The 24,650-nt window shown below is 57.3% G+C and carries 23 protein-coding genes; 15 read left to right on the top strand and 8 right to left on the bottom strand.

The genetic code is table 11. The features are described 5' to 3' along the window. Positions 1-26: 26 nt before the first annotated feature. Genes PhaeoP97_RS19145 through PhaeoP97_RS19125 form a run of 5 tightly spaced genes read right to left on the bottom strand, consistent with a single transcriptional unit; the run spans position 27 to position 5,399 of the window. A complete protein-coding gene (locus PhaeoP97_RS19145; RefSeq protein WP_072506835.1) occupies positions 27-959 on the bottom strand; it encodes a phosphotransferase enzyme family protein in 933 nt (310 codons plus the stop codon). Further along, positions 956-2,239, bottom strand: a complete 1,284-nt coding sequence (locus tag PhaeoP97_RS19140) for an aspartate aminotransferase family protein (protein WP_072506834.1) — start codon at positions 2,237-2,239, stop codon at positions 956-958. The genes PhaeoP97_RS19145 and PhaeoP97_RS19140 overlap by 4 nt, the downstream gene beginning before the upstream one ends. Continuing rightward, positions 2,236-3,093 carry an MBL fold metallo-hydrolase gene (locus tag PhaeoP97_RS19135; protein ID WP_072506833.1) on the bottom strand — a complete coding sequence of 286 codons (858 nt, stop codon included), beginning with the start codon at positions 3,091-3,093 and terminating at the stop codon, positions 2,236-2,238. Before PhaeoP97_RS19135 ends, PhaeoP97_RS19140 begins: the two co-directional genes overlap by 4 nt. A gap of 3 nt (positions 3,094-3,096) precedes the next feature. Beyond that, the gene (locus PhaeoP97_RS19130; protein WP_072506832.1) at positions 3,097-4,452 is read right to left on the bottom strand and encodes an aspartate aminotransferase family protein; all 1,356 of its coding nucleotides are present in this window, start codon (positions 4,450-4,452) and stop codon (positions 3,097-3,099) included. After that, complete coding sequence (locus tag PhaeoP97_RS19125) at positions 4,449-5,399, bottom strand: IclR family transcriptional regulator (RefSeq protein ID WP_237029052.1); 951 nt, start codon at positions 5,397-5,399, stop codon at positions 4,449-4,451. The genes PhaeoP97_RS19130 and PhaeoP97_RS19125 overlap by 4 nt, the downstream gene beginning before the upstream one ends. Between PhaeoP97_RS19125 and PhaeoP97_RS19120 the strand changes: the two genes are divergently transcribed. The 5 genes from PhaeoP97_RS19120 to PhaeoP97_RS19100 are packed head-to-tail and all read left to right on the top strand — an operon-like array spanning position 5,374 to position 11,168. Next, the gene (locus tag PhaeoP97_RS19120; protein WP_072506830.1) at positions 5,374-6,318 is read left to right on the top strand and encodes a tripartite tricarboxylate transporter substrate-binding protein; all 945 of its coding nucleotides are present in this window, start codon (positions 5,374-5,376) and stop codon (positions 6,316-6,318) included. The two genes, PhaeoP97_RS19125 and PhaeoP97_RS19120, sit on opposite strands and share 26 nt — an antisense overlap. 60 nt (positions 6,319-6,378) lie before the next feature. Continuing rightward, a complete protein-coding gene (locus tag PhaeoP97_RS19115) occupies positions 6,379-6,918 on the top strand; it encodes a tripartite tricarboxylate transporter TctB family protein (protein ID WP_072506829.1) in 540 nt (179 codons plus the stop codon). A gap of 13 nt (positions 6,919-6,931) precedes the next feature. Next, positions 6,932-8,449: a tripartite tricarboxylate transporter permease gene (locus PhaeoP97_RS19110; RefSeq protein ID WP_072506828.1), complete on the top strand. Its 1,518-nt coding sequence runs from the start codon at positions 6,932-6,934 to the stop codon at positions 8,447-8,449. Positions 8,450-8,454: 5 nt separating this feature from the next. Further along, positions 8,455-9,939: an aldehyde dehydrogenase family protein gene (locus PhaeoP97_RS19105; protein ID WP_072506827.1), complete on the top strand. Its 1,485-nt coding sequence runs from the start codon at positions 8,455-8,457 to the stop codon at positions 9,937-9,939. Beyond that, positions 9,936-11,168, top strand: a complete 1,233-nt coding sequence (locus PhaeoP97_RS19100; RefSeq protein WP_072506826.1) for a Tm-1-like ATP-binding domain-containing protein — start codon at positions 9,936-9,938, stop codon at positions 11,166-11,168. Before PhaeoP97_RS19105 ends, PhaeoP97_RS19100 begins: the two co-directional genes overlap by 4 nt. On the opposite strand, the gene hpaR is transcribed toward PhaeoP97_RS19100, so the two are convergent. Continuing rightward, a complete protein-coding gene (hpaR, locus tag PhaeoP97_RS19095) occupies positions 11,165-11,602 on the bottom strand; it encodes a homoprotocatechuate degradation operon regulator HpaR (protein WP_072506825.1) in 438 nt (145 codons plus the stop codon). The two genes, PhaeoP97_RS19100 and hpaR, sit on opposite strands and share 4 nt — an antisense overlap. A gap of 107 nt (positions 11,603-11,709) precedes the next feature. Here hpaR and PhaeoP97_RS19090 point away from each other — a divergent pair, with 107 nt between their 5' ends. Genes PhaeoP97_RS19090 through PhaeoP97_RS19050 form a run of 9 tightly spaced genes read left to right on the top strand, consistent with a single transcriptional unit; the run spans position 11,710 to position 20,765 of the window. Then, positions 11,710-12,099, top strand: a complete 390-nt coding sequence (locus tag PhaeoP97_RS19090) for a 5-carboxymethyl-2-hydroxymuconate Delta-isomerase (protein WP_072506824.1) — start codon at positions 11,710-11,712, stop codon at positions 12,097-12,099. Continuing rightward, positions 12,096-13,607 carry a 5-carboxymethyl-2-hydroxymuconate semialdehyde dehydrogenase gene (hpaE, locus tag PhaeoP97_RS19085; RefSeq protein WP_072506823.1) on the top strand — a complete coding sequence of 504 codons (1,512 nt, stop codon included), beginning with the start codon at positions 12,096-12,098 and terminating at the stop codon, positions 13,605-13,607. Before PhaeoP97_RS19090 ends, hpaE begins: the two co-directional genes overlap by 4 nt. After that, positions 13,607-14,461, top strand: coding sequence for a 3,4-dihydroxyphenylacetate 2,3-dioxygenase (hpaD, locus tag PhaeoP97_RS19080; protein ID WP_072506822.1), 855 nt, complete (start codon positions 13,607-13,609; stop codon positions 14,459-14,461). The genes hpaE and hpaD (PhaeoP97_RS19080) overlap by 1 nt, the downstream gene beginning before the upstream one ends. A 10-nt stretch (positions 14,462-14,471) precedes the next feature. Continuing rightward, positions 14,472-15,455 (top strand): 3,4-dihydroxyphenylacetate 2,3-dioxygenase, encoded by a 984-nt coding sequence (gene hpaD / locus PhaeoP97_RS19075; protein WP_072506821.1) that lies wholly within the window; start codon positions 14,472-14,474, stop codon positions 15,453-15,455. Then, on the top strand, positions 15,455-16,921 hold the full coding sequence (locus PhaeoP97_RS19070) for an NAD-dependent succinate-semialdehyde dehydrogenase (RefSeq protein ID WP_420849026.1): 1,467 nt from the start codon (positions 15,455-15,457) through the stop codon (positions 16,919-16,921). The genes hpaD (PhaeoP97_RS19075) and PhaeoP97_RS19070 overlap by 1 nt, the downstream gene beginning before the upstream one ends. Positions 16,922-16,924: 3 nt before the next feature. Beyond that, positions 16,925-18,322: a pyridoxal phosphate-dependent decarboxylase family protein gene (locus PhaeoP97_RS19065; RefSeq protein WP_072506820.1), complete on the top strand. Its 1,398-nt coding sequence runs from the start codon at positions 16,925-16,927 to the stop codon at positions 18,320-18,322. Beyond that, positions 18,319-19,173, top strand: a complete 855-nt coding sequence (locus PhaeoP97_RS19060) for a fumarylacetoacetate hydrolase family protein (RefSeq protein WP_072506819.1) — start codon at positions 18,319-18,321, stop codon at positions 19,171-19,173. Before PhaeoP97_RS19065 ends, PhaeoP97_RS19060 begins: the two co-directional genes overlap by 4 nt. Continuing rightward, positions 19,170-19,970 carry a 2-oxo-hept-4-ene-1,7-dioate hydratase gene (gene hpaH / locus PhaeoP97_RS19055; protein WP_072506818.1) on the top strand — a complete coding sequence of 267 codons (801 nt, stop codon included), beginning with the start codon at positions 19,170-19,172 and terminating at the stop codon, positions 19,968-19,970. The genes PhaeoP97_RS19060 and hpaH overlap by 4 nt, the downstream gene beginning before the upstream one ends. Positions 19,971-19,982: 12 nt before the next feature. Beyond that, a complete protein-coding gene (locus PhaeoP97_RS19050) occupies positions 19,983-20,765 on the top strand; it encodes an aldolase/citrate lyase family protein (RefSeq protein WP_072506817.1) in 783 nt (260 codons plus the stop codon). A gap of 153 nt (positions 20,766-20,918) precedes the next feature. Here PhaeoP97_RS19050 and PhaeoP97_RS20125 read toward each other — a convergent pair whose 3' ends face one another. Further along, positions 20,919-21,317, bottom strand: a complete 399-nt coding sequence (locus PhaeoP97_RS20125; protein WP_083570460.1) for a helix-turn-helix domain-containing protein — start codon at positions 21,315-21,317, stop codon at positions 20,919-20,921. A gap of 115 nt (positions 21,318-21,432) precedes the next feature. Between PhaeoP97_RS20125 and PhaeoP97_RS19040 the strand changes: the two genes are divergently transcribed. Beyond that, positions 21,433-23,124, top strand: coding sequence for a DUF6892 domain-containing protein (locus PhaeoP97_RS19040; protein WP_157891278.1), 1,692 nt, complete (start codon positions 21,433-21,435; stop codon positions 23,122-23,124). Between the two features lie 605 nt (positions 23,125-23,729). On the opposite strand, the gene PhaeoP97_RS19035 is transcribed toward PhaeoP97_RS19040, so the two are convergent. Then, on the bottom strand, positions 23,730-24,308 hold the full coding sequence (locus tag PhaeoP97_RS19035) for a hypothetical protein (protein ID WP_072506815.1): 579 nt from the start codon (positions 24,306-24,308) through the stop codon (positions 23,730-23,732). Positions 24,309-24,650: the final 342 nt, after the last annotated feature.

The following is a 24,650-nucleotide window of genomic DNA, read 5'->3' as shown; positions in this document are numbered from 1 at the left end:
TAAGTCCCTTCTCGAAAACTGTGCCGTCAGCCGATGTAATCTGCCGCGAGCTTTGTTGCTGTATTGATAAAGCGGGTATTGCGGGCCCCGCCGCCGTCCTCGCCCATCCGCGTGATGTTCCATCCGACATAGGTCGTGGCCCGCAGCGCCATGAACAGATCGAGCGTCGCGAGGTCGATGGGTCGGGTTGATGTATAGCCGCAGATGAGGGCCTGCTTTAGGTCGCCGTAGTCAGGTGCGTCGATGTGTTTGAGCAGCGCTGTCGCAAGCTCGAACACGCGATAGCCGTAGCCGCCATCATCGAAATCGATGAAATGCAGGCCTGTTCCATCAACCATAACATTCGCGGCCACGAGGTCGGCGTGGATCAAGCCATAGTCCAGGTTTTTTGCAGAGTCGGCTAGATCGGTGCGGGTTTTATGCCGGAAGGTATGAAACAGATATCGGTCTTTGGCGGTAAGGCCGGGATTGTCCCAAAACCTATCCCAAAGAGGCGCGTCACCCAGCAAACTATCTATGTCCCATGCGCAGCGCGAGAAACCTAAGGGCCGCTGCCACGTATCGCAAATGTCATGCAGGCGCGCCATGTCTTGACCAAGTGTCTGAAACAACGCGACACGAGTCTTGGCGTCCGATTTGATCAGCACTGCGTCAAGCGTGTCACCGGACAGCCAATCCAGAACATCCACCTGAACGCCATCTACCATATGCATGACGTCGCCCGTTTTCGACGGGATCGGGGAGGGAACACTCAGGCCGCCATCGCTGATGGCTTTCATCCAATGGAGTTCAGAATCCAACTCGACGTTTGTGCGATACTCTTGCCGATGCAGACGCAAGGCGAAAACGTCGGTGGGCGTTTCCACCTTATAAACCGCATTTTCACGCGCAGCGACCAGGTTGTAACCCGCGTCTGTCAGGCCCCATAGGGAGAGGGCATTATCGACAGTTGCGTTCACCCTGTGACCTCGCTCAGCACATCATCGAGGGTGTCGAACAACAGGTCCGCGTTTTCGATCGAGAACGGCATCGGCGGGCGGATTTTCAGGGTGTTCTTATGGCGACCCAGTTTGGAATGGATGATTCCTCGCTGGCGCATTGTGTTGATGATGCGGTCCGTCAGATCGCTGGCGGGGGCTTTGGTAGCGCGATCCGTGACCAGTTCTGCGCCAAAGATTAGGCCGGAGCCACGCCCATCGCCGATAATTTCATGTTTGGCGGCGAGCGCATTCAGACGGGTGCGGGCGTGATCTCCGACCACTTTGGCGTTGGCCTGCAAACCCTCTGCTTCGATCTCTTCGAGAACGGCCATGGCCGCCGCACAAGACACTGGATTGCCGCCAAAGGTGTTGAAATAGCGATAGCCCTTACGGAACTCGGCCACGATATCGCGGTTCGCGACAACCCCGCCAACCGGGTGGCCGTTGGCCATCGGTTTGCCCAGCACCATGATGTCAGGAACGACGCCCGTCTTCTCGTGCGCCCAGAGGTGGGTGCCTGTCCGTCCAAAGCCCGACTGAACTTCATCGCAGATTAGAAGCCCACCGGCTTTGTGAACGACGTCTGCCACAGGCTTCAACCAGCCATCGGGGTTGTCGGGGAAGCCTTCGTTCAGGAAGTAGGGGCAAACGACGAGAGCGGCAAAGCCCGTGCCGTCCTCGATTAGCCCTTCGATTTGGTCAGCGACCAGGGCTGCAAAGATTGTGCCGTCGGGGTCGGGTGCACGGTAACTGTCGGGCGCGTCAACGAACCGGAAGTATTGGCCAAGGCCGAAGCCGACCGTTGGGATGTTTGATTTGGACAACTGACTGACCAGCGATGTGTTGCCGTGATACGTGGTGTCTGTTGCGATGATCCCGCGTTTGCCTGTCACAGCCTCGGCCATGCGCAGGGCGATGTCGTTGGCCTCGGACCCGGTGCAGGTGAGGATGGCTGTATCGAGCGACGCATCCATCGTGCCTGTCAGCTTTTCGATGTAGTCCAGAATACCGTCATGAAGATACCGCGTGTGGGTGTTGAGCGTGCTGGCCTGACGACAGATTGCATCTACCACGCGCGGGTTGCAGTGCCCCACATGGGGGACATTGTTGTAACAATCCAGATACTTGCGCCCGCCTGCATCCCACAGCCAAACGCCTTCCCCGCGCACGAAGTGCACCGGATCGTCATAGAACGTCGACACATTCGGCCCCATCAGGCGGGCGCGATCTGCGATCAGTTGTTGGGTTGTTCGGGTCATAACTCGATACGGATGCCGTCGTGGCCGACGATCAGCTCACCGTCGTAATGATCTGCGCAGGCGTCTTGCCAGTCTTTCGGGCCATAGGTCGGATCATCGGACGGGATCAAGTGTGACAAGGCCAAGCGTTTGACACCCGCATTCGCCGCCGTGATCGCCGCGTCATGGGCAAAGGTGTGCGAGCGCAGCCAGTGGGCCATCAGTTTGTCACTGCCATTGCCGATCCGTTCAAGCAACGAGGGCAGGGCGGATTTAAGCATCGCCTCGTGGATCAGCAGATCGGCCCCGCGCGAGAACTCCTCAAGCGCCTTGATCGGGGCAGTGTCGCCGGAAAACACCGCATGGTGATCGGCCGTTTTGAAAGAGAACGCGAAGCAGTCGATCAACGGGGGGTGCTCGGAGCGGATGGCGGTAATGGTTAACCCATCCCGTTCAAGCACCGTGCCTTCGTCGATCACATGGACGCGCACGAAATCGCGCAAATCATCACGCCCGTCATCCACGATCCGCAAATCAATGTCGGCCTTCATCGAGGCGACGAAACCATCCCAATGGTCCTGGATGCCCTCGGGGCCGTAGATATCGACCACCGTTGTCAGGCCCGAACACCACGCGGTGTGGATCAGAGGTCCGAGCTCGAGGTAGTGGTCAGAATGCAGGTGGCTGATCAAGATCGTGGATAGGTCTTTCAGGATAAATCCCTGATCGACCAGCCCGCGCGTCACGCCAAGGGCGCAGTCCACGACGATATGTTGGCCGTTCATCACGAACAAATTGGACGTTGGCATTGACGATCCGGGGCGGATCGATGGCCCTCCTTTGGTGCCCAAGAGAGCGACGTAGTTGTCAGACATGATTTACCCTTTGCTTGCGGCGGCAAAGCCTGCGTCGAGTGCGGTTAGTATGATGGTTGCGTCATTTTCCGTCAGCACCAATGGCGGCGACAGAATGAGGTTGGGGCCAGACACGCGCACCATCGCGCCATTTTCATAGGCGACGTCTTGGACGATCTGCGCTGTGCCTGCATCGATCGGCTTCTTGGTGGCGCGGTCTGCCACCATTTCGATTGCAGTCATCAGGCCATGGCCCCCGCGAACATCGCCAATGATATCGTATTTCGCCATCAGCGCCTTGGCGCCGTCGAACAGTTGCGTTCCCCGTGCGGCGGCGTTTTCGATCACGTTCAGGCGTTTGGTTTCTTGCAGACAGGCAAGTGCGGCGGCCGCCCCGACAGGGTGCCCGGAATAGGTGTAGCCATGGCCTATCTTGGCGTCGGGGTTGTCCTCGAAAACGTCAACCACGCGGTGACCGAGCATCAGGGCGCCAAACGGGAAGTAGCCGTTGGTGATCGCCTTGGCGGTGCACATCATGTCAGGCTGGATGCCCCAGAGCCGCGCGCCGGACCATGCGCCCGTGCGCCCATACGCCGTGATGACCTCATCTGTGATCAGCAATATGCCGTGACGGTTGCAGATGTCCTGCACCATCGGCGCGAAGGATTTATGGGGTGGGATCACGCCACCTGCGCCAAGGATCGGCTCCATGATCATGGCGGCGATTGTGCTGGCTCCTTGGAACGCGATTTCGTCCTCCAACGCTTGCACGCACAGATGCGCCAGTTTTTCCGGATCGGTTTCGTTGAAGGGGTTGCGGTAGGTATAGGGGGCAGGGATGTGATAACAGCCCGGTAAGAGTGGCTCATAAGCCGTGCGGAAGTTCGCGTTGCCGTTGACCGAGGCCCCGCCGATGTGGGTGCCGTGGTAGCCTTTCTTGAGGCTCAGGAATTTCGTGCGACCCTCTTCACCGCGCAGTTTGTGGTACTGGCGCGCAAGGCGCAGGGCGGTTTCAACTGAGTCCGACCCGCCGGATGTAAAGAACGCGCGCGACAGGCCGTCGGGCTCGAAGAATTCGGACAGCTCATAGGACAGCTCAATCGCGACGTCGTTGGAGGTTCCACGGAAGGTTGAATAGTAGGGCAGCTTATCAAGCTGCGCGGCCATCGCGTCTTTGACGGGCTGGCACGAATAGCCAAGGTTCACGTTCCAGAGGCCACCCACGCCATCAACGACTGTGTGCCCGTCGATGTCAGTGATGCTGACGCCGCCAGATCCGGTGATGATTTTCGGCGGATTGTCGATGCTGTCTTTGGGCGACGTCATCGGATGCCACATCAGGCGGCCGTTGTTCTCTTTGAGGAAGTTTGAGTCTTTCATGATGTGGATTCCAATGCATGGCGAGCGGTGATTGAATTGGCCCAGAGGCCTTCGATTTCGCTTGGGATGGTGCCACCCCAGTTGTGGCTGATGTCGCGGCTCGCGATCATCAAGTGTTCTTTGATGGTGCGTTCCAGTTCGGGTGTGAACCGCGTCGCAACACTGGCGACGGACACTGCACCTGCGTACTGTCCGGTTTGGTCGAACAGGGGTGCAGAGAGGCCCTCGATCTCTACCTCATAGGTGCGCATTGCGCGCCCGAAGCCGGTTTGACGGATCGCTTGAACGGCCTCTTTCAAAGTGTCCGGGGTGGTCGCCGTTGTTTGCGTGAATGTCGTGAGATCGGCCAGCGCCGTGTCCATCAAGTCTTCGGGGCCGAATGCAAGCGCGCACAGGCCGGATGCGGTGGCATGAAGCGGAAACGTATCAATGTCGATGATCGCGCGGGTGCCATGTCGGGGCGAATCGCAGGATGCCAAACCGTAGACTTTAGTACCCGACAGAACCGTAACGTGCGCTGTCTCACCTGTCGTTTCAGCGAGGTCGAGTAGGGGCTCCTCGGTGCTTGCCTTGCGCGGGACTGTTGCCTCGCGGGTCTGTGCAAGTTGTAGCACGGCAGGCCCGAGGCGGTACTGTTTGGTTGATGGGTTCTGTTCAATAAACCCTGAAATTTCAAGCGCCTGAAGGTGGCGATAGGTCGTCGCCTTGTCGCGTTTTGCGATCCGGCACAACTGCGACAGCCCGATCTCGGCACGCGCGGCAGAGAAGTGGCAGAGAAGATCAAGTGCTTTGGTCACGGACGACATTTCAAGGGAACCCTTTCCAGCTTGGGATAAAAAAGTTTGACACAGGATAATTAACAAGGCAACCTTTTTTACAGAACAACGGTTCAATATATGAACCACTGCAAGGGAGAACGAAATGTCGAAGTTTACAAAATCGGTCACAGCTATGGCGCTTGCGCTGGCTGCCGTCGCAGGGTCCGCGCAAGCGGAATACCCAGAGAAGCCGGTCGAGTTTGTTGTGCCGTGGCCTCCGGGTGATCTGGAAGACGTGCTGACGCGCATGATCGCCGAGGATTTTTCCGAAACGTACGGCGTGCCAACGGCTGTTGTGAACAAGCCAGGTGGAGGCGGTGGCCCATTCCCCGGCGCAATCGAAGTCGCAAACGCGCCGGCTGATGGTTACACAATCGGGTCCTTCATCATCGCGATCCCTGTTGTGGGTCCGCAGATCGGCATTCCTGAGCTGAACCCTGATCCCTTTGTGCCTCTTGGCAACTTCCTGACCTATCCGTTTGTCATCGCTACAAGCGGCAATGCCCCCTACGCGACAATGGAAGAACTGGCCGCTCACGCAGCGGACAATGATGTCGTGCTTGGTCACTTCGGTGCGCCATTGGTTCCAACGCAGGTGACCTTTGGTTTGGCCAGCGAAATGGGTTTTTCCTATGCGGCTGACGCGGCCTTTGATGCGCTGGATTGCAACACGTTGGCCTCTGGCGATGTGGACGTGATCAATACAACATTGCAGCTGATCCTGCCTTGCCTCGACGATGTGACCGTACTGGCCTCCATCGGCGCAGAGCGGATTGGCCTGACACCTGACGCACCAACCGTGGCTGAGCTCGCGCCAAATCTTGACGTGGCACTTTGGAACGGTCTGTTCGTCCACGCGGACACACCGCAGGACATTCAAGACAAGATCAGCGCCGTTGCTGAACAGACAATGATGTCTGAGCGCGCGCAGACGTTGGCCGCTGAAACTGGTGCGTTGGTCTACTGGCAGCCCGCCGCCGAGGTTGTCACGCAGATCGAAAAGGACATCGAAACGATGGCCGGCATCGAAGCGATGCTCGCTGAGTAAAACCTAACGGTCGGGCGGCTTTTGTCGCCCGACCTTTTCTATTCTTCTAGGGGGCTGGCCATGTCGCGCGTCAAAACGCTTCAATCATTATTCAAACGCTACCGCCGCCCCGGGGACATCGTGTTCGCGTGGGTTGTGCTTGTTTTCTCAGTCTTCCTGTTGTCGCAACTGTTTGAGCAGACCGCCTATCAATCGCGCGGGAAACTTGTGGCACAACCACGCTTTTGGCCCGCCATATCGCTGATTGCGATGACAGGGTTCGCTGGGTTTCACCTTCTTGGCTCCGCCCTTTCTGAACGTCTCAGCGGTCGTTGGGGCGAGGTTTGGCACTGGGTCAAATCTGTTGAATACGCCGGTTGGTTTATCGCCTATGCCGCGGCGGTTCCTTATGCGGGGTATCTGCCCACGACGGTCTTGTTCGCCGTGCTGCTTTGCCTTCGTGTCGGATATCGCAGCGCCAAAATGATCGGTGCAGCCATCGCATCTTCGTTTGTGGTCGTTTTGCTGTTCAAGACCCTGCTGAGGGTGAACCTACCGGCGGGACGTATCTATGAGGCGCTGCCAGACGGGTTGCGCCAAATCATGCTGACTTATTTCTGATCGGATCCGAGCGATGGAAAATGTTCTTCTTGGCCTTGAGATGTTGGCACGCTGGGATGTGATGCTCGCGTTGCTTGTGGGGTCCATCGGCGGTGTGATCATCGGCGCGATTCCCGGTGTTGGCCCTGCGGTTGCCATTGCGATCCTGCTGCCCGCGACCTTCTCGCTTGATCCGATTGTCGGGCTGACGATGCTGTTGGGGATTTATGGCTCGTCAATGTATGGCGGCGCGATTCCCGCGATCCTGATCAACACACCGGGCACGGCGGTGAATGCGCTCACGTCTTATGACGGTTACCCAATGACAGAAAATGGCGAAGGGCACCGTGCCCTATCACTGGCCTATTCCGCATCCTTTTGGGGCGGTATTTTTGGCATTCTCTGCCTGATCCTGCTGTCACCCGTTCTTGCGTGGATTGCGCCGATGTTCGGCTCGCGCGAGATTTTTCTGGCAGCACTTCTGGGCGTCATCCTTGTGATCCTTGCGCATCGCGGGCAGATTTTTGCCGCCGGAATGCTCGCGATGTTTGGCATCTTTTTGCAGACGATCGGGCTGGACGCGGTGACCTACACGCAGCGCTATACGTTCGGGTATTCATTCCTGAGTTCCGGCGTAAACCTGATCGTGGTGGTGCTCGGGCTTTTCGCCCTCAGCCAAGCGTTTTTTCTTCTGACCGACTCTGATGGCAGCCCTGACGCAAAGCCAGTAAAGGGGCGGATGTCGGTTGGTCTTCGCGAGTTGATGAAGCACAAACGCGTGGCAACCGTTGCGTCCGGTTTTGGTGTAATCCTTGGGATGATCCCCGGCACGGGCGAGTTTACGGCCCAATTCATGAGCTATACCTACGCCCAGAAAACATCCAAGGATCCCGACAAGTTCGGCAAAGGCTCCCCCGAAGGTCTGATCGCATCAGAGGCCGCCAACAACGCGGTGCCTGCCGCCGCGATGATCCCGTTGCTGGCGCTTGGCATCCCTGGCGAGGCGTTGACCGCGATGATGCTGTCGGTGTTTTACGTGCATAACGTCATCCCCGGCCCGCAACTGTTCCAGAACAATATCGATCTGGTCTATGGCCTCTATTTCGCGCTGATCGCGTTAAATGTTATTGTGATGGTGTTCTTGCTGTTCTCGACGAACCTGCTGACCAAGATCATTCGCGTGCCGACACGGTTCCTTGGTGTGATGATCCTGATCTTGTCTTTTGTCGGGGTCTACTCGCTGCGCAATTCGCTGACGGATTGCATGATTTCCGCGGCGTTCGGCGTTTTGGGCCTGATCCTCAAGCGACTGAACCTGCCGATTGTGCCGATCATCCTTGGCATGGTCTTGGGCGGTATCATGGAGGTCAAACTGCGTTCCGCGACGCCGCGCCTCAATTCGCCGCTCGATATGATTGACCGGCCCATCACCTTCATCCTGTTCGTGATCATCCTCTTGGTTCTGGCACTGCATGTGCGCACCCTTGTCAAAGAATACCGCGCCCATGAGCCCGAAGAGGATCACGATATGCACGACAGCCAAACACGGTAGGACCCATGGACCAGACCAAGATAGACGCGCTTCGTGCGCAGCCCGTTCCCGCGTTTTCGCACCTGATCGAAGGCAAACATGTACCTGCGTCTGATGGCGGGACAATGGACATTCTATCGCCGATCGACGGGCAGGTTTTGACCACCACAGCCAAGGGCACCGCTGCAGATATGGAGGCGGCCATCGCTTCCGCCCGCGCCGCATTTGAAGATCGCCGTTGGGCGGGGCAGCCCCCAGCTGCGCGCAAGAAAGTGTTGATGAAATGGGCTGACCTGATTGAGGCCAATGCGCTTGAACTTGCCGTTCTTGGAGTGCGCGACAACGGCACTGAAATCGGCATGGCGCTGAAGGCAGAACCGGGGTCCGCGGCGGGCACCATCCGCTATTACGCCGAAGCGCTGGATAAGATTTACGGCGAGATCGCCCCGACGCCATCCAATTTTTTGGGTATGATCCACAAAGAACCCGTCGGTGTTGTAGGCGCAATCATCCCGTGGAATTTCCCGATGATGATCGGCGCATGGAAACTCGGGCCCGCGTTGGCGATAGGCAACTCGGTTGTGCTCAAACCGTCCGAAACCGCGTCGCTGTCCTTGATGAAGATGTGTGACCTCGCGCTTGAGGCCGGATTGCCGCCCGGCGTGCTGAACGCCGTGACAGGTGAAGGCAAAGTCGTCGGAGAAGCGATGGGACTTTCGATGGACATCGATGTGCTTGTCTTCACAGGGTCTGGCGGCACGGGGCGGCGATTGATGGAATATGCCGCGCGATCCAACATGAAGCGCGTTTATCTGGAGTTGGGCGGCAAATCCCCCCACATCATCTTTGCCGATGCACCCAATCTGGACGAGGCCGCGAAGGTGGCGGCAGGTGGTATTTTCCGCAACTCCGGTCAGGTGTGTGTGGCAGGATCGCGGTTGTTGGTCGAGGCGTCGATCCATGACGATTTCGTTGCGGCGGTTGCCAAAGCGGCGGAGGCAATGCGCGTCGGGGACCCTTTGAAGGTCGACACGGCGATTGGTGCGGTCAACTCCGAAGTGCAGCTGGAGCAGAACCTCGGGTTCGTTGAAACGGCGCAGTCTGAGGGCGGGCAGGTGGTCACGGGGGGTGGGCGGATCTTGCAGGACACGGGCGGCTATTACATGGCGCCCACGATTGTGACCGGCGTAACACCCGATGCGACCTTGACCCAAAAAGAGGTCTTCGGCCCTGTGTTGGGCGTGACCTCGTTTAGTACGGATGACGAGGCCGTGCAGATTGCAAATGCCACCGTTTACGGGCTGGCGGGTGGCGTTTGGACATCAAACCTAAGCCGAGCGCACCGTATGGTGCGCGATGTTCGCACGGGTGTGATGCACGTCAACACCTATGGCGGCGCGGACGGCACCGTGCCCTTGGGGGGCGTTGGGCAATCGGGCAATGGATCGGACAAATCCCTGCATGCCATTCAAAAGTATATCAATCTCAAAACCGCGTGGATCAAGCTATGAGCGATAGAACCATTCTGGTGATCGGCACCTACGACACCAAGGACGACGAATTGGGGTTCTTGGATGGTGTGATCCGTGATCAAGGCGGTGCGGTGATCACGATGGATGTGTCGGTGTTGGGCGACCCGTCAAAGCCTTGCGATTATTCCAAACACGATGTTGCGGGCGAGGGCGGAAGTTCGATCCAGGCGGCAATCGACAGTGGCGATGAGAACCACGCGATGCAGATTATGGCCAAAGGCGCGAGCTTGTTGGCGGCGCGGTTGTATGCCGAGGGTGCATATGACGGCATGATTGTTCTTGGCGGGACCATGGGCACCGATCTGGCACTTGATGTCGCGTCGGCGCTGCCTTTGGGGGTGCCAAAGTATATCGTATCGACCGTTTCATTCTCACCGCTGATCCCGACCGAACGCTTGGCGGCGGATACGCAGATGATCCTTTGGGCTGGTGGGCTTTACGGGTTGAACTCCGTCTGCAAGGCCTCCCTCAGCCAAGCGGCGGGTGCCGTGCTGGGTGCCGCGCGCGCCGTGCAGTTGCCTGACCCTGACAAGCCGCTGATCGGGATGATGTCGCTGGGCACATCCGCGCTGAAATACGTGATTCCGCTGAAGCCCGCGCTAGAAGAACGCGGCTTTGAAGTTGCCGTATTCCACGCCACTGGCATGGGCGGGCGGGCGTTTGAGAGCCTTGCGGGGCAGGGCGCCTTTGCCTGTGTGTTCGATCTTTGCACGCAGGAATTGGGGAATTTCGTCAACGGGTCCAGCATTTCTGCGGGCGAAGACCGATTGACCAACGCGGGCAAGAGCGGCACGCCACAGATCGTAGCCCCCGGATGTTATGACCTCGTGGATGTCGTTGGCTGGCAACCGATGGCGGCAAAGTGGGATAATCACCTCAAGCATGAACACAACCGCCTTTTGACATCGATCGTTTTGGAGGCGGACGAACGCAAAATGGTCGCCCGCGCCCACTGCGAACGGTTGGCTGAGGCGAAGGGCCCTGTCGAGTTGATTTTGCCAGAAGATGGCTTGGGTGAATGGGATCGCGAAGGCGCTGATCTCCACAACGCTGAAGGTCTTGCGGAGTTCTTGGCCGAGATTGAGGCGACATTGCCGGCCAACGTCACGGCGCATCGGATTTCGTGCCATATCAATGACGCGGCATTTGCCGACAAAGCGCTCGATATTTTCGATGGGTGGTGTGCCGATGGCACGGTGAAGACCTAAGAGTTGGCACCGGGATCAAGGCGCGCCAAAAGATCAAGCAGCCTCTCGTAGTCGTCCTCGCCCAAGGCCTCTTTGAACCCTGCCACGATCTGGGCGGCTTGGGGGCTACGGTCGTCGATGATCCTTTGTCCATCGGCGGTGATCTCGATGAACTGGCGTCGGCGGTCTTTGTCGTCACGGGTCTGTGTCACCAATCCCTTGTCGCGCAATGTGGCAGCGATGCGGGTCAGGCTTGGGAACAGAAGGCTTGAGCGGTCAGCGAGCGTTTTCGTGTCCATCCGACCGAACTCTGTCAGCACCCGCAAAACGCGCCATTGCTGTTCGGTAATTCCGGTCGTCGACAACATATCGCGGATCGGGGACATCACGCCCTCGCGCGCCCGGATAAGCGCAATGGGCAGGGATCGTGCCGTCGACGGGAGTTGTTTGGTCATGTTGGCCTCAAATCTTCTATCCCCTTCAAATGCACTGCAAGAAGGGTGTTGACAACGCATGATAGCATTATTTAACTTGGCAACAATTAACATGTTAAGGAAATGCCGTGCCTCACTTCCATATCGAATACTCAGCCAACCTTGAGGACGTCGTAGATATGGCTGCATTGTGCGAGGCGATCCGCGCTGAAGCGGCGGCGATCGACACGTTTCCCATGGCTGGCATCCGGGTGCGGGCGACCCGCGTTGATCACTTTGCAATGGCGGACGGCGACCCGAAACATGGCTTCATCGACCTATCAGTGCGCCTGCGCGAAGGCCGCGCGGACGATGTGAAGCGCGATGCCATCACGCGTGTCTTTGCGGCACTCAAAGATTTCATGGCCCCGACGCTGGCCACCCGTTCAATCGCGCTCTCTGCCGAGATGCGCGACATCAATGCCGATCTGTCGCCGAAATTCGGCACCGTTCGCGATCACCTGGAGGATCCCTCATGACTGCACTCAATGACAACATTGCCAAGCTGGACGGTTTTTTGGAAAGGCCCCGCAAGACCGGCATCCTGAACCGGATTGCGGGGCAGGACGTGGCTGGCGCAGATGGCGTGTTTCAGAACACCTCACCCGTCGATAAATCCGTCATTTGTGACGTCGCGCACGGTACCGCAGCGGACATCGATGTTGCGGCCAATGCGGCCCATGATGCCTTTGCCGCGTGGCGCGATATGCCCGCGCTTGAGCGTAAGAAAATCTTGATCCGAGTGGCCGATGGCATTGAGGCCCGCGCTGAAGAAATCGCACTGTGTGAATGTTGGGATACGGGCCAGACGTACAAGTTTATGTCCAAAGCAGCACTGCGTGGCGCCGAAAACTTCCGCTACTTCGCAGATCAGGTCGTTCAGGCCCGCGACGGTCAGCAGTTGCAATCGGCGACGCTTATGAATGTCACAACGCGTAAACCAATCGGGCCAGTTGGTGTTATCACACCGTGGAACACACCGTTTATGCTGTCCACGTGGAAGATTGCACCGGCGCTCGCAGCGGGCTGCACTGTTGTTCACAAACCTGCCGAAGCGTCGCCGCTGACCGCACGGTTGTTGGTTGAGATCGCCGAAGAGGCAGGCCTGCCGCCTGGCGTCCTCAATACCGTCAACGGGTTTGGCGAAGGGGCAGGTAAGGCACTTTGCGAACATCCCAAGATTAAGGCGATTGCCTTTGTCGGGGAAAGCCGTACAGGTTCGCTGATCACCAAGCAGGGGGCGGATACACTTAAGCGGAACCACCTTGAACTCGGTGGCAAGAACCCCGTCATTGTGTTTGAAGATGCCGATCTGGACCGCGCTTTGGATGCTGTGATCTTCATGATCTATTCGATCAATGGCGAGCGCTGCACATCATCGTCGCGCCTGCTGATCCAAGATACGATCCGCGAGGAATTCGAGGCAAAACTGGTCGCCCGCGTCAACAATATCAAAGTTGGCCACCCGCTAGACCCAGCGACGGAAATCGGGCCTTTGGTGACTGAGGAACACTTCAACAAAGTCACCAGCTATTTTGACATCGCCAAAGAAGACGGCGCGACAGTGGCCGCAGGCGGTGTAACGGTCGGGGACGAGGGGTATTTCATCCGCCCGACGCTGTTTACGGGCGCCAACAACCAGATGCGTATCGCCCAAGAGGAGATCTTTGGCCCAGTGCTGACGTCCATCCCGTTTTCCACGGAAGAAGAAGCCTTGGAAATGGCCAACGACATTGATTACGGCCTCACCGGCTATGTCTGGACCAACGATCTGACCCGCGCGTTACGCTTCACCGAAGCCCTTGAGGCTGGCATGATCTGGGTCAACTCCGAAAACGTCCGCCACCTGCCCACGCCGTTTGGCGGCGTCAAAGCCAGTGGCATCGGGCGCGACGGCGGTGACTGGTCGTTTGAGTTCTACATGGAACAAAAACACATCGGCTTTGCCACCGGACAACATAAAATCACCAAGTTAGGAGCCCTCTGATGGGAGAGATCGTTCTTGCCGCCAAGTGCACCCATGTGCCGACAATGCTGATGTCCGAACAGGACGGCCCGGTTAAGGGCAAGCGCCAGAGCGCCATTGACGGTCACTTTGAAATCGCACGCCGTGCCAAAGAGCTAGGGGCCGACACGATTGTGATCCTTGATACCCACTGGGTCATCAATGCCGGCTTTCACATCAACGCCAACAACCGGTTCGAAGGGCTGTTTACATCCAACGAATTCCCGCAGTTCATCCAGAACATGCCCTATGCCTATGAAGGTAACCCGGATCTAGGGGACGCGATTGCCAAAGAGGCGTCAGAGCGCGGCGCCTACACATTGTCCCACAAGCTGGACAGTCTTGAGCTGGAATACGGCACGCTTGTTCCGATGCGGTTTATGTCGCGCGCCCACGACATGAAGGTCGTGTCGGTCGCTGCGTGGTGCACGGTGCACGGCCATGACGAAAGCCGCATTGTCGGCGAAGCGATCCGCGCCGCCGTTGAAGCGTCAGACTGTAAGGTGCTTCTCGTTGCGTCCGGCTCTCTCAGCCACAAAATCTGGCCGAACAAGGACTACGCCGCCAACAACGGCACGTTCACGATCAGTTCGGAGTTTAACCGCCAGATGGATCTGCACGTGCTGGACATGTGGCAGCGCGGCGATCATGCGACCTTCCTCAAGATGCTGGGGGAATACGCCGAATTCTGCTGTGGCGAAGGCTCGATGCATGACACCGCGATGCTCTATGGCGCGCTCGGTTGGGATAGCTACGATGCAAAATGCGAAGTCGTGACCGAATACTTCCCGTCCTCTGGCACTGGCCAGACGAATGTCATCTTCCCCGTTCAATAGGAGACTTGAAATGCCAGTTCCCGCACCAAATCTATACCCCGATTTCAACACGATCCGCCTCAGCCATGTGTGTTTGAACGTGAAAGACCTTGCCGCGTCGCGCACGTTTTACACTGAGATCATCGGCCTTCAGATCACGGACGAATCCGAAAGCCACGTCTATCTGCGGGCGATGGAAGAACGCGGCCACCACTGCATCATTTTGCAAAAATCCGACCAGCCGGGCACGGTTGAGGTCATGGGTTTCAAAACCTTTGATGAGGCTGACCTGGACCGCGCAGAGGCCTATTTCAAGGGTAAAGGCCGCCCGACATCCTGGGTCGAACGCCCCTTTCAAGGCCGCACCTTGCTGACGTCAGACAACATGGGCATTCCGCTGGAATTCTATCACAAGATGGATCGCCTCGCGCCGATCCATCAGAAATATGCGCTGTACCGCGGTGTAAAGCCGCTGCGGATCGATCACTTCAACTGCTTTAGCCACGACGTGGATGCCTCCGTTGATTTCTACAGCGATTTCGGGTTCCGCGTGACGGAATACACCGAGGATGACGACAGCAAGAAGCTGTGGGCCGCATGGATGCACCGCAAGGGTGGCGTGCATGATATGGCGTTCACCAACGGCACGGGGCCGCGGATGCACCACGTTGCCTTCTGGGTGCCGACACCGCTTAACATCATCGACCTGCTCGATCTGATGGCCACAACAGGCTACGTCGACAACATCGAACGCGGGCCCGGCCGCCACGGCATTTCCAACGCGTTCTTCCTCTATGTCCTCGACCCGGATGGTCACCGGATTGAGATTTATTGCTCGGATTATCAGACGGTTGACCCTGATCTTGAGCCGATCAAATGGGACTTGCAGGACCCGCAGCGTCAGACTCTTTGGGGGGCTGCGGCACCGGAAAGCTGGTTCAAACATGGCACGCCGTTTGTTGGTGTTGATCAGAAGGTCTCCGAGATCAAAGCCAGCCCGATCATCGCACCATGATGGATTTGGGTTTGAAGAACCGTGATCTGTTGCGTCAGGCGGCCCCCGTTGGGGGCCGTTGGATCGAAGCGGATGGCGGCGGGATTGAAGTGACAAATCCGGCCACCGGCGAGGCGCTCGGATTTGTGCCAAATCTCGGCGCGGCGGAAACGACCCAAGCGATAGACGCGGCACAGGTGGCCCAAAAAGCGTGGGCCGCACGCACCGCGAAAGACCGCAGCACTGTGTTGCGCCGTTGGTTTGACCTGATGATGGCCAATCAAGACGATCTTGGCCGCATCCTGACCGCAGAGCAGGGCAAACCGCTGGCAGAAGCCAAGGGCGAGGTGACCTATGGCGCATCCTTCATCGAATGGTTCGCCGAGGAGGCCCGCCGCGCCTATGGCGAGATCACACCGGGCCATGCACCTGACAAACGCATTCTGTCCGTCAAACAACCCATTGGCGTGGTCGCGGCGATCACGCCATGGAATTTCCCCAATGCCATGATCGCCCGCAAAGCGGCACCCGCATTTGCGGCCGGATGCGCGATGGTTCTGAAGCCATCCGAATTGACGCCATTCTCGGCCATCGCAATGGCCATTTTGGCCGAAGAAGCAGGCCTGCCGAGCGGCTTATTCTCTGTTATCACAGGCGACGCTGCAACCATCGGCAAAGTCATGACCGACAGCCCAAGCGTACGTAAGCTGACCTTCACGGGGTCGACGGGCGTTGGCGCAAAGCTCTATGCGCAATGCGCGCCGACGATCAAGAAACTGGGTTTGGAACTGGGCGGCAACGCGCCGTTTATCGTGTTCGATGACGCCGATCTTGATGCCGCTGTCGAGGGCGCCGTGATCGCAAAATTTCGCAACAATGGGCAGACTTGCGTCTGCGCCAATCGTATTTACGTGCAGGCTGGCGTCTATGATGCCTTTGCGCAAAAGCTCGCCACGAAAGTCGCGACCCTGCCCACCGGAAACGGTTTTGACGAAGGGATCGTATTCGGCCCTATGATCAACACCGCAGCGATCGCCAAAGTCAGCGATCATATCGCGGATGCGACAGCCAAGGGCGCGACTGTCACGCTGGGCGGCAAGACGCACGAGATGGGTGGCACATTCTTTGAACCAACCATCCTTACAGGGGTGAGCGAGGACATGGCCGTCGCGACCGAAGAAACCTTCGGGCCCGTTGCGCCGTTGTTCAAATTCGAAACCGAGGCAGAGGTCGTAAACGCCGCCAACGACACGGAATTCGGCCTTGCATCGTATTTCTACAGCACAAATCACGCGCGAGTTTGGCGCGTGTCCGAGGGCTTGGACTACGGCATGGTTGGTGTGAACACAGGCCTGATTTCCACAGCCGAGGCGCCATTTGGCGGGGTCAAAGCCTCCGGCCTTGGCAGAGAAGGGTCGCGTCACGGGCTCGATGATTTCATGGAAATCAAATACATCTGCATGGGTGGGATTGAGGCGGAGGAGTAAGGCATGGATTGGGACGAATTCGCCCATTGGGGTAAACACATTTCGGATTGGAGCGCGCAGTATCACAAAACGCTGCGTGATCGCCCCGTGCGTGCCCGAACCGCTGTTGGGGGTATTGGCGCGCAGTTGCAGGTGACCCCGCCTGAGGCAGGCGAGGATATGTCTGCGATTTTGGAAGATTTTGAATCCATCGTGATGCCCGGCATGACCCACTGGCAGCACCCGCGGTTCTTTGCGTATTTCCCGGCCAACGCGGCACCTCCCTCAATGCTGGCTGAACAACTGGTCAACTCAGTCGCCGCGCAATGCATGTTGTGGCAAACATCCCCCGCCGCGACCGAGGTCGAAGGCGTGATGGTGGATTGGTTGCGCCAAGCCCTTGGGCTGGCGGACGGGTTCACCGGCGTTATCCAAGACAGCGCGTCGTCGGCGACCCTGTCTGCGGTGCTGACAATGCGCGAACGCGCGACGGGATACACAGGCAACATGGACGGGCTATCCGGCAAGGGGCATCTGCGTATTTACTGTTCCGATCAGGTTCATTCATCGATTGACCGCGCGTGCTGGGTTTCCGGGATCGGGCAGGCCAATCTGGTGAAAATCCCCGGTGAGGGTGCGCGCTTTGGGATGGACGCGGGCGCATTGGACGCCGCTATCGTGGCGGATATTGCCGCAGGCCATACGCCCGCCGGGATCATTGCCATCACAGGCGGGACGGGCATCGGTGGGTCTGACGATCTGGGCCCGATTTTGGCGGTAGCAAAGGCGCACGATCTTTACACACACCTTGATGCAGCTTGGGCCGGCTCTGCGATGATCTGCCCTGAATTCAGGGCCGAGTTCTGGGATGACGTCGACGGGTTCGACAGCATCGTGTTCAACCCGCACAAATGGCTTGGCGCGCAGTTTGACTGTTCGATCCAGTTCCTGCGCGATGCGACGCCGCAGTTGAACACACTGAAAATCGAACCCGAGTATCTGAAGACCACGGGGGACATTGTGACCAATTATTCTGAGTGGACGATCCCGCTTGGGCGTCGGTTCCGTGCGTTGAAAATCTGGTTCCTGCTGCGCTCCTACGGGCTTGAAGGGTTGCGCAGTCGCATCAGAAATCACGTCGCTTGGGCGCAAGAATTATGCGAGGCGATCCGCGAATTGGACGAGTTTGAGATCACAACCGACCCGATCCTGAGCTTGTTTTCGTTCCGCTGCCCCGGTGATGATGCGACGCAACAACGGCTGGTGGATGCGCTGAACGATGACGGGCGTATTTACCTAACGCAAGGTGCGTTTCAGGGCCGCAAAATCATCCGGTTCCAAGTGGGCCAATTCGATACAACACGTGATGATGTGATGATGGCCCATGCCGTCATTCAAGAAGTTTGGGAGCAAATTCAATGAAATACGCGACGTACACCGTAAATGGAGAAACCTTTTACGGGGCCGTGACTGACGGTGGCATGATTGCCCTAAACGGTGATTTTCCGCAGTGGCCGACCCTGCTGGATGTGATTCAGGCGAGTGGGTTCGACGCGTTGGAAAAGGCTGCCCAAGGCAAGCCTGCCACGCACTCGGAGTTCGAATATGAAATGGTGCTGCCCAATGCTCCGCGTATCCTGTGCGTCGGCGTGAACTTCCCCGATCGCAACGCCGAATACAAAGACGGGTCCGAGCAGCCGAAATACATGTCCCTGTTCCCACGCTTTGCCAGCGGGTTCACCGGCCATAATCGCCCGTTGATCCGCCCACCTGAAAACGAAACACTGGATTACGAAGGCGAGGTCGCGATTGTTATCGGCAAGACGGGCCGCCGCATCAGCCAAGACGATGCTTACGACCACATCGCCGCGCTGACGCTCTGCAACGAAGGCACGATCCGCGACTGGGTGCGTCACGCGAAATTCAACGTCACGCAGGGCAAGAACTGGGACAAATCGGGCGCGATTGGCCCGTGGCTGGTTCCGTTCACCGATGCCAGCCAGCTTGATGATGCGCGTATCATCACACGGGTGAACGGCGAGGTTCGCCAAGACGATGTGCTGTCCCGTATGATGCATCCGATCCGCCGTGAAATCGAGTACATCTCGACGTTCATGACGCTTCAACCCGGCGATATCATCGTCACAGGCACACCTACGGGGTCCGGCGCGCGTCTTGACCCACCGCAATACCTCAAGCCCGGTGACGTGGTTGAGGTTGAGGTGAACGGCATCGGCACCCTGCGTAATTCCGTCGAGGACGAACGCCTATGACTCCGCAAGATCATGCTCAGGCCGCCGCTGATCTGTTGGACGCCGAAAGTTCGGGCGAACAAATCGGGCTGTTGACCAAGACCCATCCCGAAATGGGGATGGACGATGCCTATGCCGTCCAAAACGCGATCTACCGCGCAAAGCTGGCCGAGGGGCGCAGCGTCATTGGCTGGAAAATCGGGCTGACGTCCAAGGCAATGCAATATGCGCTGAACATCGATATCCCTGACAGTGGCATCTTGTTTGACGACATGGCGTTTGATCATGGCGCGACTGTGCCGGCGGGTCGGTTTATCCAACCACGGATCGAGGCCGAAATTGCGTTTGTGCTGAAGTCCCCCTTGGGGGGTGCCAACGTCACCCGTGACGATGTGATTGCGGCGACGGATTATGTTGCGCCCTCTATTGAAATCCTCGACACGCGGATATTGCGCGCAGACCCGCAGACTGGGGAAACGCGTAAGGTTTTTGACACCATCAGCGATAATGCCGCGAATGCGGGTGTTGTGCTGGGCCCACAGAAACACGCCATCGATGCCTTTGATCTGCGCTGGGTCGGGGCCATCACGTCGCGAAACGGCGAGGTGGAAGAAACCGGCCTTGGGGCAGGGGTGCTGAATGATCCGGTTGAAAGCGTGGTTTGGCTTGCTCGCCGCATGGCGCAGTATGGCCAAAGCATCGAACCCGGTCAGATCATCCTTTCGGGTAGTTTCATTCGCCCCGTTGAATGCCCGCCTGGCGCCCAGATCACCGCCGACTTTGGCCCATTCGGCCACGTTGATATCTCATTCGCCTAAAGGACCAACATCATGCCCGCCCCCCATAATCCATTCAAACACGCCATCACAAAAGGTGAAGTGCAACTCGGCTGTTGGCTTGGCCTTGCCGACCCCTATATCGCTGAAATAAGCGCTGGCGTGGGGTTCGATTGGCTGTTGATTGACGGCGAACATGCCCCCAACGATCTGCGCTCTATTGTGGCACAACTACAGGTCCTTGCGGCGCGCGACAGTCATGCGGTTGTGCGCCCCCCGATTGGGGAAAGCTGGATCATCAAACAGCTGCTTGATGCGGGTGCGCAGACACTTTTGATCCCGATGGTCGAAAGTGCTGAGCAAGCCCAAGAGCTCGTCGATGCTGTCACATATCCCCCCCACGGTGCGCGCGGCGTTGGATCGGCCCTCGCACGGGCGTCTGATTTTGCCGCAATTGGTGACTATCTGACCACCGCGCGCGATGAAATCTGTTTGCTGGCACAAGTCGAAAACCAAAAAGGCATGGCGGCCCTTGATGACATCCTGAAAGTCGATGGACTCGATGGCGTCTTTATTGGCCCCTCCGACTTGGCGGCAGATATGGGCTTCATTGGTCAGGCGGGCGCAGCTGAGGTTAAAGCAGCCGTACTGGGAGCGATGGAAAAGATCGTCGCCTCAGGCAAGGCCGCTGGCATTTTGACGCTGGATCAGGGTTTGCAACAAGAATGCCGCGAAATTGGCGCGACCTTCATCGCGACAGAAATCGATGTCACGTTGTTCGCGCGAAATATGCGCAAGGCGTCAAACGATGCACGCCAAAATCTGCAAAGTGAATGAAAAGCACTCAACCGTTTAGCCAAAAGATCGCCTCAACGTCGTTGAGCAACGTCCGCTTTAGGAAATCCGCACGGCAGACAACTGCCAATTGGTAAAAGTCCAGTATTGGCGGTGTTCACCGGTTCAGAAATTCTCACTTCCCAAAAGCGGACTCTAGCTGCGATCCAGCAACCCAGAAGTCTGGGCTCTTTGTCCTCTTTCGCAAAGATCTGGGAAAAGCTGCTCTGGCGTAGTTTGTAAAGCCTCGGCCAAAGCCTGCTCGATCTTTGCAGACCGGCACATTCTCTTGCCCACCAAGGTGACAGCAGAGTCAGTCACGCCCAATTCGCGGGCGATCTTTGCGAGAGAGCTTCCCCGGACTCGAAGATCACTGCCGACATTGAAGGCAAAAAGCCGCGTTTGACAGCTTGAATGTCCGGTTCCGGGAAGTCGAGGCGCGATTTGTGCATGTGCGGCAACGAGAGCCAACCTTGCTTCGCATCGGTCACTTTGGGCTGGCGTCCTCTGAGGACCGGGAACATGTGCGCGCACGCTGCAACTCTGCTGGTGCATCGCCGCAAGCCAGAAACGAGCCCATTTTACCGGATGCTGCGCTTTGCATGAAAGTCTACTTTTGCAATCATCAGCGCTGGGTTAAATGATTGGGGAAACCGATAAGGATAATATTGTGGTCCTTCTTACGTCAAAACATCTCGTCGATTCCGACTTCAATAGTGCAACCGTACAACTCATTCATGCTGACTGGGCCAAATGCATCGGTCGCGATGTTTCAGATTATGAAGGGATGTTCCAAGATCACTTAGTCAACCTGCGTGCTGTTCTGGGGTCTGAGCCTGCGCCCAAGCCAAGGGGTCTTTTCAACAGGCTTTTCGGTAGCTCCAACGTTGACGGAAACAGCACCGACGTGTCGGTCTACCGCTTTGCGATCTGCTTCGCCTCTGGCAAGTACCTGACTGGCCACGGTGCACGGCAAGCGACGCAACAGCAGCTTAACCTGATCCACGCTGAACACCTGAAGTTGATCCGCGCCCTGTTGGATGTGCCCGACCGGGTCATGACAAACACGCCCTTGCCGGGCGCTAAAGGCACCCTTGGCGAGGTGGCTGAAGCCGCGCTGCTCAGCTACTTCCATCATACGGATTTTGGCCCCCAGGGCAGACGCCTGAGCGCGGAGGCCGCACACCTAGTTCCGAAGCTGTTGAGGCGCTTTGCTTACCTCGACTCCAACTTGATCGTCTCGATCCTAGGGGATCATCCCAGTCTCGTCGATGAGGCCGGGAGTTTGATCCAAGATATTTTCCGAGATCCCGGCCACGATCCCGAACGCGGTCCCTATGGTTGGATCGGGCAAAACATGACAGGTTTTTACGCGTGGCGCGAAGATCCGTTTCAGAAGTACGGTCCAAAGATTATGGCGCATGTGTTGGCGGACGCGGCAGTCTGGCCGCGTGAAAACCTTTCCAACCTAGCACGGGTTTTTGCCTTTGATCCTTTGGACCTGACAATCGGCACGGCAGAAGAAGAGGCTCAAAAGGCGCTGGACGGCATCGCACGTGAAGAGGCCAGAATTGCCGAGGGCTTTGACGGGCCGGACAATTCGATCTCCCCTCAGCAGGCAGAGCAATTCAGCCGCGAAAGACTTAAAGCGGCGAAGGCGCGGCTCAAACAGATTGAAACCGGATTTGACTCGGTCCGAGCGGAGCAATTCACCGCCGCTGCCAAGCACCTCGCCAAAGCCAACGGCGCGCGTAAAACGGTAGAGATAATCGAAAGGGCCTTGCCCGTGGACCTTGCCGCGCCCCTTAAGGAGGCTTTGGCGAAGGCTGACGCCATCAAGACGCAACCGGTTGCCTTTCCAATGCCCAAGGCGTCTGACAACCGCTTCAAAGATATTGGCTTGAAGCTCATGGTGATTGACGAATTGATGTATGTCCAAAAGCGCCTGCTCCCGCTCTTTGACATCCGGCAATTTGCAGAAGAATGGACGAAACGCGAATTCTCCATTGAGGATGATGGCTACGACGTTATCCCTGAAGCCATGACCTACTTCAAAAACCTCGCGATTCCAGGTGAGTTGCTCTCCCATGTCGAGGTGTTGACCCAAAAATCGGGCCTTGATGGGGGGGGAGGTGGCGTGATCGAGCAGATGGTGCCCTTCTGGGATCCAGGGGGCGGTGATGGCCCAGTTCCAGTTACAAACAAGGCTGCGGTCGACCTAGACCTATTGCCAAATCTCACATGCATCGTCGGGCTAGAACATGAGGTTAATGAACCGAAACCCCGAAAGTTGCTGCAAGAATTGGAAAAGCGAGGGATCAACACAATCCCTGAAAGTCTTGCCATCTGGGGCAAGGATTAAGACTGATCCCCGTAAGCAGCCATTGGAGCAACCGCAGCGAAATGGCGCTTTGTCCGCATCCCGTCCGTTCGATGATGGTTAGTGGCTGCACTTGCGGCGAAGGTCTGCTCCATCCGTTGCTCGTGTAGCATGGGACCGCCGCCTGGCTGGCAGATTCCACTACTTTGCAAAGGTTGCTATCTCCGCGTCGCTGACGTCTACACTGATCGCAGTATCGCCTGGATCAATTTTACAGGCTTGAAGGTCCGCTTTCGGGAGGCTTTCGCGCTCGCAGCGGCGCTTGCGCTGCGCCCTGCCTGACTGTCGTGATTGGGCTGCGAGCGACCCGGGCCAAGGTGAACCCAACCGGCATCAAGTCCGAACTGGCAGGCGAAGGTTGATCACTAGCGTCACCCACCGCCTCAGTGCAACACTCACAACCAGCTTCAACATGCTTGTCCCATCATTGCCGCGGCGCCAACTATAGCCTTGAGGCGTGTTCGCTCGAAAGGATGCTCCATTAGCAAGGGCTTCATCAAGGTTACGGTCCCCGGTCATCTTGATATCGACAACATTTGGACGCCCTAAATGCATATATTGTGCCATGTAAAGGTGTGAGGTACTTCTCAATGGTTAGTGCAACAGCCCCCTTCAAAGGATGTCGCTGGAGCAGTCGTCAGCCTGCCTTGTGCATCATGGGTGACTTCGTTCTTAGATAAATCTGTTCCGGAAAAACACATTGGAAAGCGCCATGCCTGCAGTTTATAGAGGATGTCCAGATCATCCTGCGGCAAGGCAAAGACCACCCCTTTGGCGGTTTTATATGACGGAATAAACCGTTCTGATGACAGCAGTACAATCTGTTTGCCATCATCTTGCGGTGTGCTGATATGGAAACGGCAACCGCGCAGCGGGGTTACCCAGTCTTGTGCGGTGATATGGGTGACCCAATAGACAATTTTTTGATCGTTCAGGGTTTCGCGGTAGATGGCTTCGATATCGTAGTTATATCCGCCTGCTTTGATACGGAACTGGGCAATTGTGTCTTTGGTATCCACCTGCGGGGTAACCCACAAAAGAACCGGCCCCTGTTCAGTCAGCTTGGATTTCAGGAATTCCTTGCCGCGCATATCCAGGACAAACGCACCGTTGCGCACCAGCCAATCTGTAGCGATTTCAAGACGTTCGATGGTGGATTTTTCCAAGGAGCTGGGGTTTTGCGCATGTATCGTACTGGGTACCAAGAGGAAGAGTGATAGGGCCATCTGCCAAAGGCGCCGTTGCTGCATCTAGTTTCCCCAATGTGTTGTAGCGATCAAAGTCAGCGTATTTATGACCCAAAAAACGATCCGGACTGAAAAAGTTGAATGCGACCTTATTGGCAGCTGAGTTGTCAAGGGTTTCGGTTGTCTTGTTATTGACCGCTTCAAACTGACCAGTTTCCAACGCAGCGAAAGGTTGCGTCGAACTACCGATGCGCGGGGACCGCTCTACCAACGCTGAAACCGGTGACTTTGGTCTCGCAGAACAGGCCCGCCGTGACAAGA

Origin of the sequence: Phaeobacter porticola, assembly GCF_001888185.1 — a bacterium.
GTDB lineage: Bacteria > Pseudomonadota > Alphaproteobacteria > Rhodobacterales > Rhodobacteraceae > Phaeobacter > Phaeobacter porticola.
Note: the sequence above shows the minus strand (reverse complement) of the source record. Positions and strands in the feature narration are given on the sequence as shown.

What these genes read in the sequence shown, in the direction of transcription:
- hpaD (WP_072506822.1), top strand. Translation starts at nt 13,607, where the DNA reads ATGGGAGAGATCGTTCTTGCCGCCAAGTGCACCCATGTGCCGACAATG.
- PhaeoP97_RS19135 (WP_072506833.1), bottom strand. Translation starts at nt 3,093, where the DNA reads ATGTCTGACAACTACGTCGCTCTCTTGGGCACCAAAGGAGGGCCATCG.
- PhaeoP97_RS19140 (WP_072506834.1), bottom strand. Translation starts at nt 2,239, where the DNA reads ATGACCCGAACAACCCAACAACTGATCGCAGATCGCGCCCGCCTGATG.
- PhaeoP97_RS19100 (WP_072506826.1), top strand. Translation starts at nt 9,936, where the DNA reads ATGAGCGATAGAACCATTCTGGTGATCGGCACCTACGACACCAAGGAC.
- PhaeoP97_RS19115 (WP_072506829.1), top strand. Translation starts at nt 6,379, where the DNA reads ATGTCGCGCGTCAAAACGCTTCAATCATTATTCAAACGCTACCGCCGC.
- hpaD (WP_072506821.1), top strand. Translation starts at nt 14,472, where the DNA reads ATGCCAGTTCCCGCACCAAATCTATACCCCGATTTCAACACGATCCGC.
- hpaE (WP_072506823.1), top strand. Translation starts at nt 12,096, where the DNA reads ATGACTGCACTCAATGACAACATTGCCAAGCTGGACGGTTTTTTGGAA.
- hpaR (WP_072506825.1), bottom strand. Translation starts at nt 11,602, where the DNA reads ATGACCAAACAACTCCCGTCGACGGCACGATCCCTGCCCATTGCGCTT.
- PhaeoP97_RS19110 (WP_072506828.1), top strand. Translation starts at nt 6,932, where the DNA reads ATGGAAAATGTTCTTCTTGGCCTTGAGATGTTGGCACGCTGGGATGTG.
- PhaeoP97_RS19105 (WP_072506827.1), top strand. Translation starts at nt 8,455, where the DNA reads ATGGACCAGACCAAGATAGACGCGCTTCGTGCGCAGCCCGTTCCCGCG.
- PhaeoP97_RS19120 (WP_072506830.1), top strand. Translation starts at nt 5,374, where the DNA reads ATGTCGAAGTTTACAAAATCGGTCACAGCTATGGCGCTTGCGCTGGCT.
- hpaH (WP_072506818.1), top strand. Translation starts at nt 19,170, where the DNA reads ATGACTCCGCAAGATCATGCTCAGGCCGCCGCTGATCTGTTGGACGCC.
- PhaeoP97_RS19070 (WP_420849026.1), top strand. Translation starts at nt 15,455, where the DNA reads ATGGATTTGGGTTTGAAGAACCGTGATCTGTTGCGTCAGGCGGCCCCC.
- PhaeoP97_RS19060 (WP_072506819.1), top strand. Translation starts at nt 18,319, where the DNA reads ATGAAATACGCGACGTACACCGTAAATGGAGAAACCTTTTACGGGGCC.
- PhaeoP97_RS20125 (WP_083570460.1), bottom strand. Translation starts at nt 21,317, where the DNA reads ATGCACCAGCAGAGTTGCAGCGTGCGCGCACATGTTCCCGGTCCTCAG.
- PhaeoP97_RS19130 (WP_072506832.1), bottom strand. Translation starts at nt 4,452, where the DNA reads ATGAAAGACTCAAACTTCCTCAAAGAGAACAACGGCCGCCTGATGTGG.
- PhaeoP97_RS19050 (WP_072506817.1), top strand. Translation starts at nt 19,983, where the DNA reads ATGCCCGCCCCCCATAATCCATTCAAACACGCCATCACAAAAGGTGAA.
- PhaeoP97_RS19065 (WP_072506820.1), top strand. Translation starts at nt 16,925, where the DNA reads ATGGATTGGGACGAATTCGCCCATTGGGGTAAACACATTTCGGATTGG.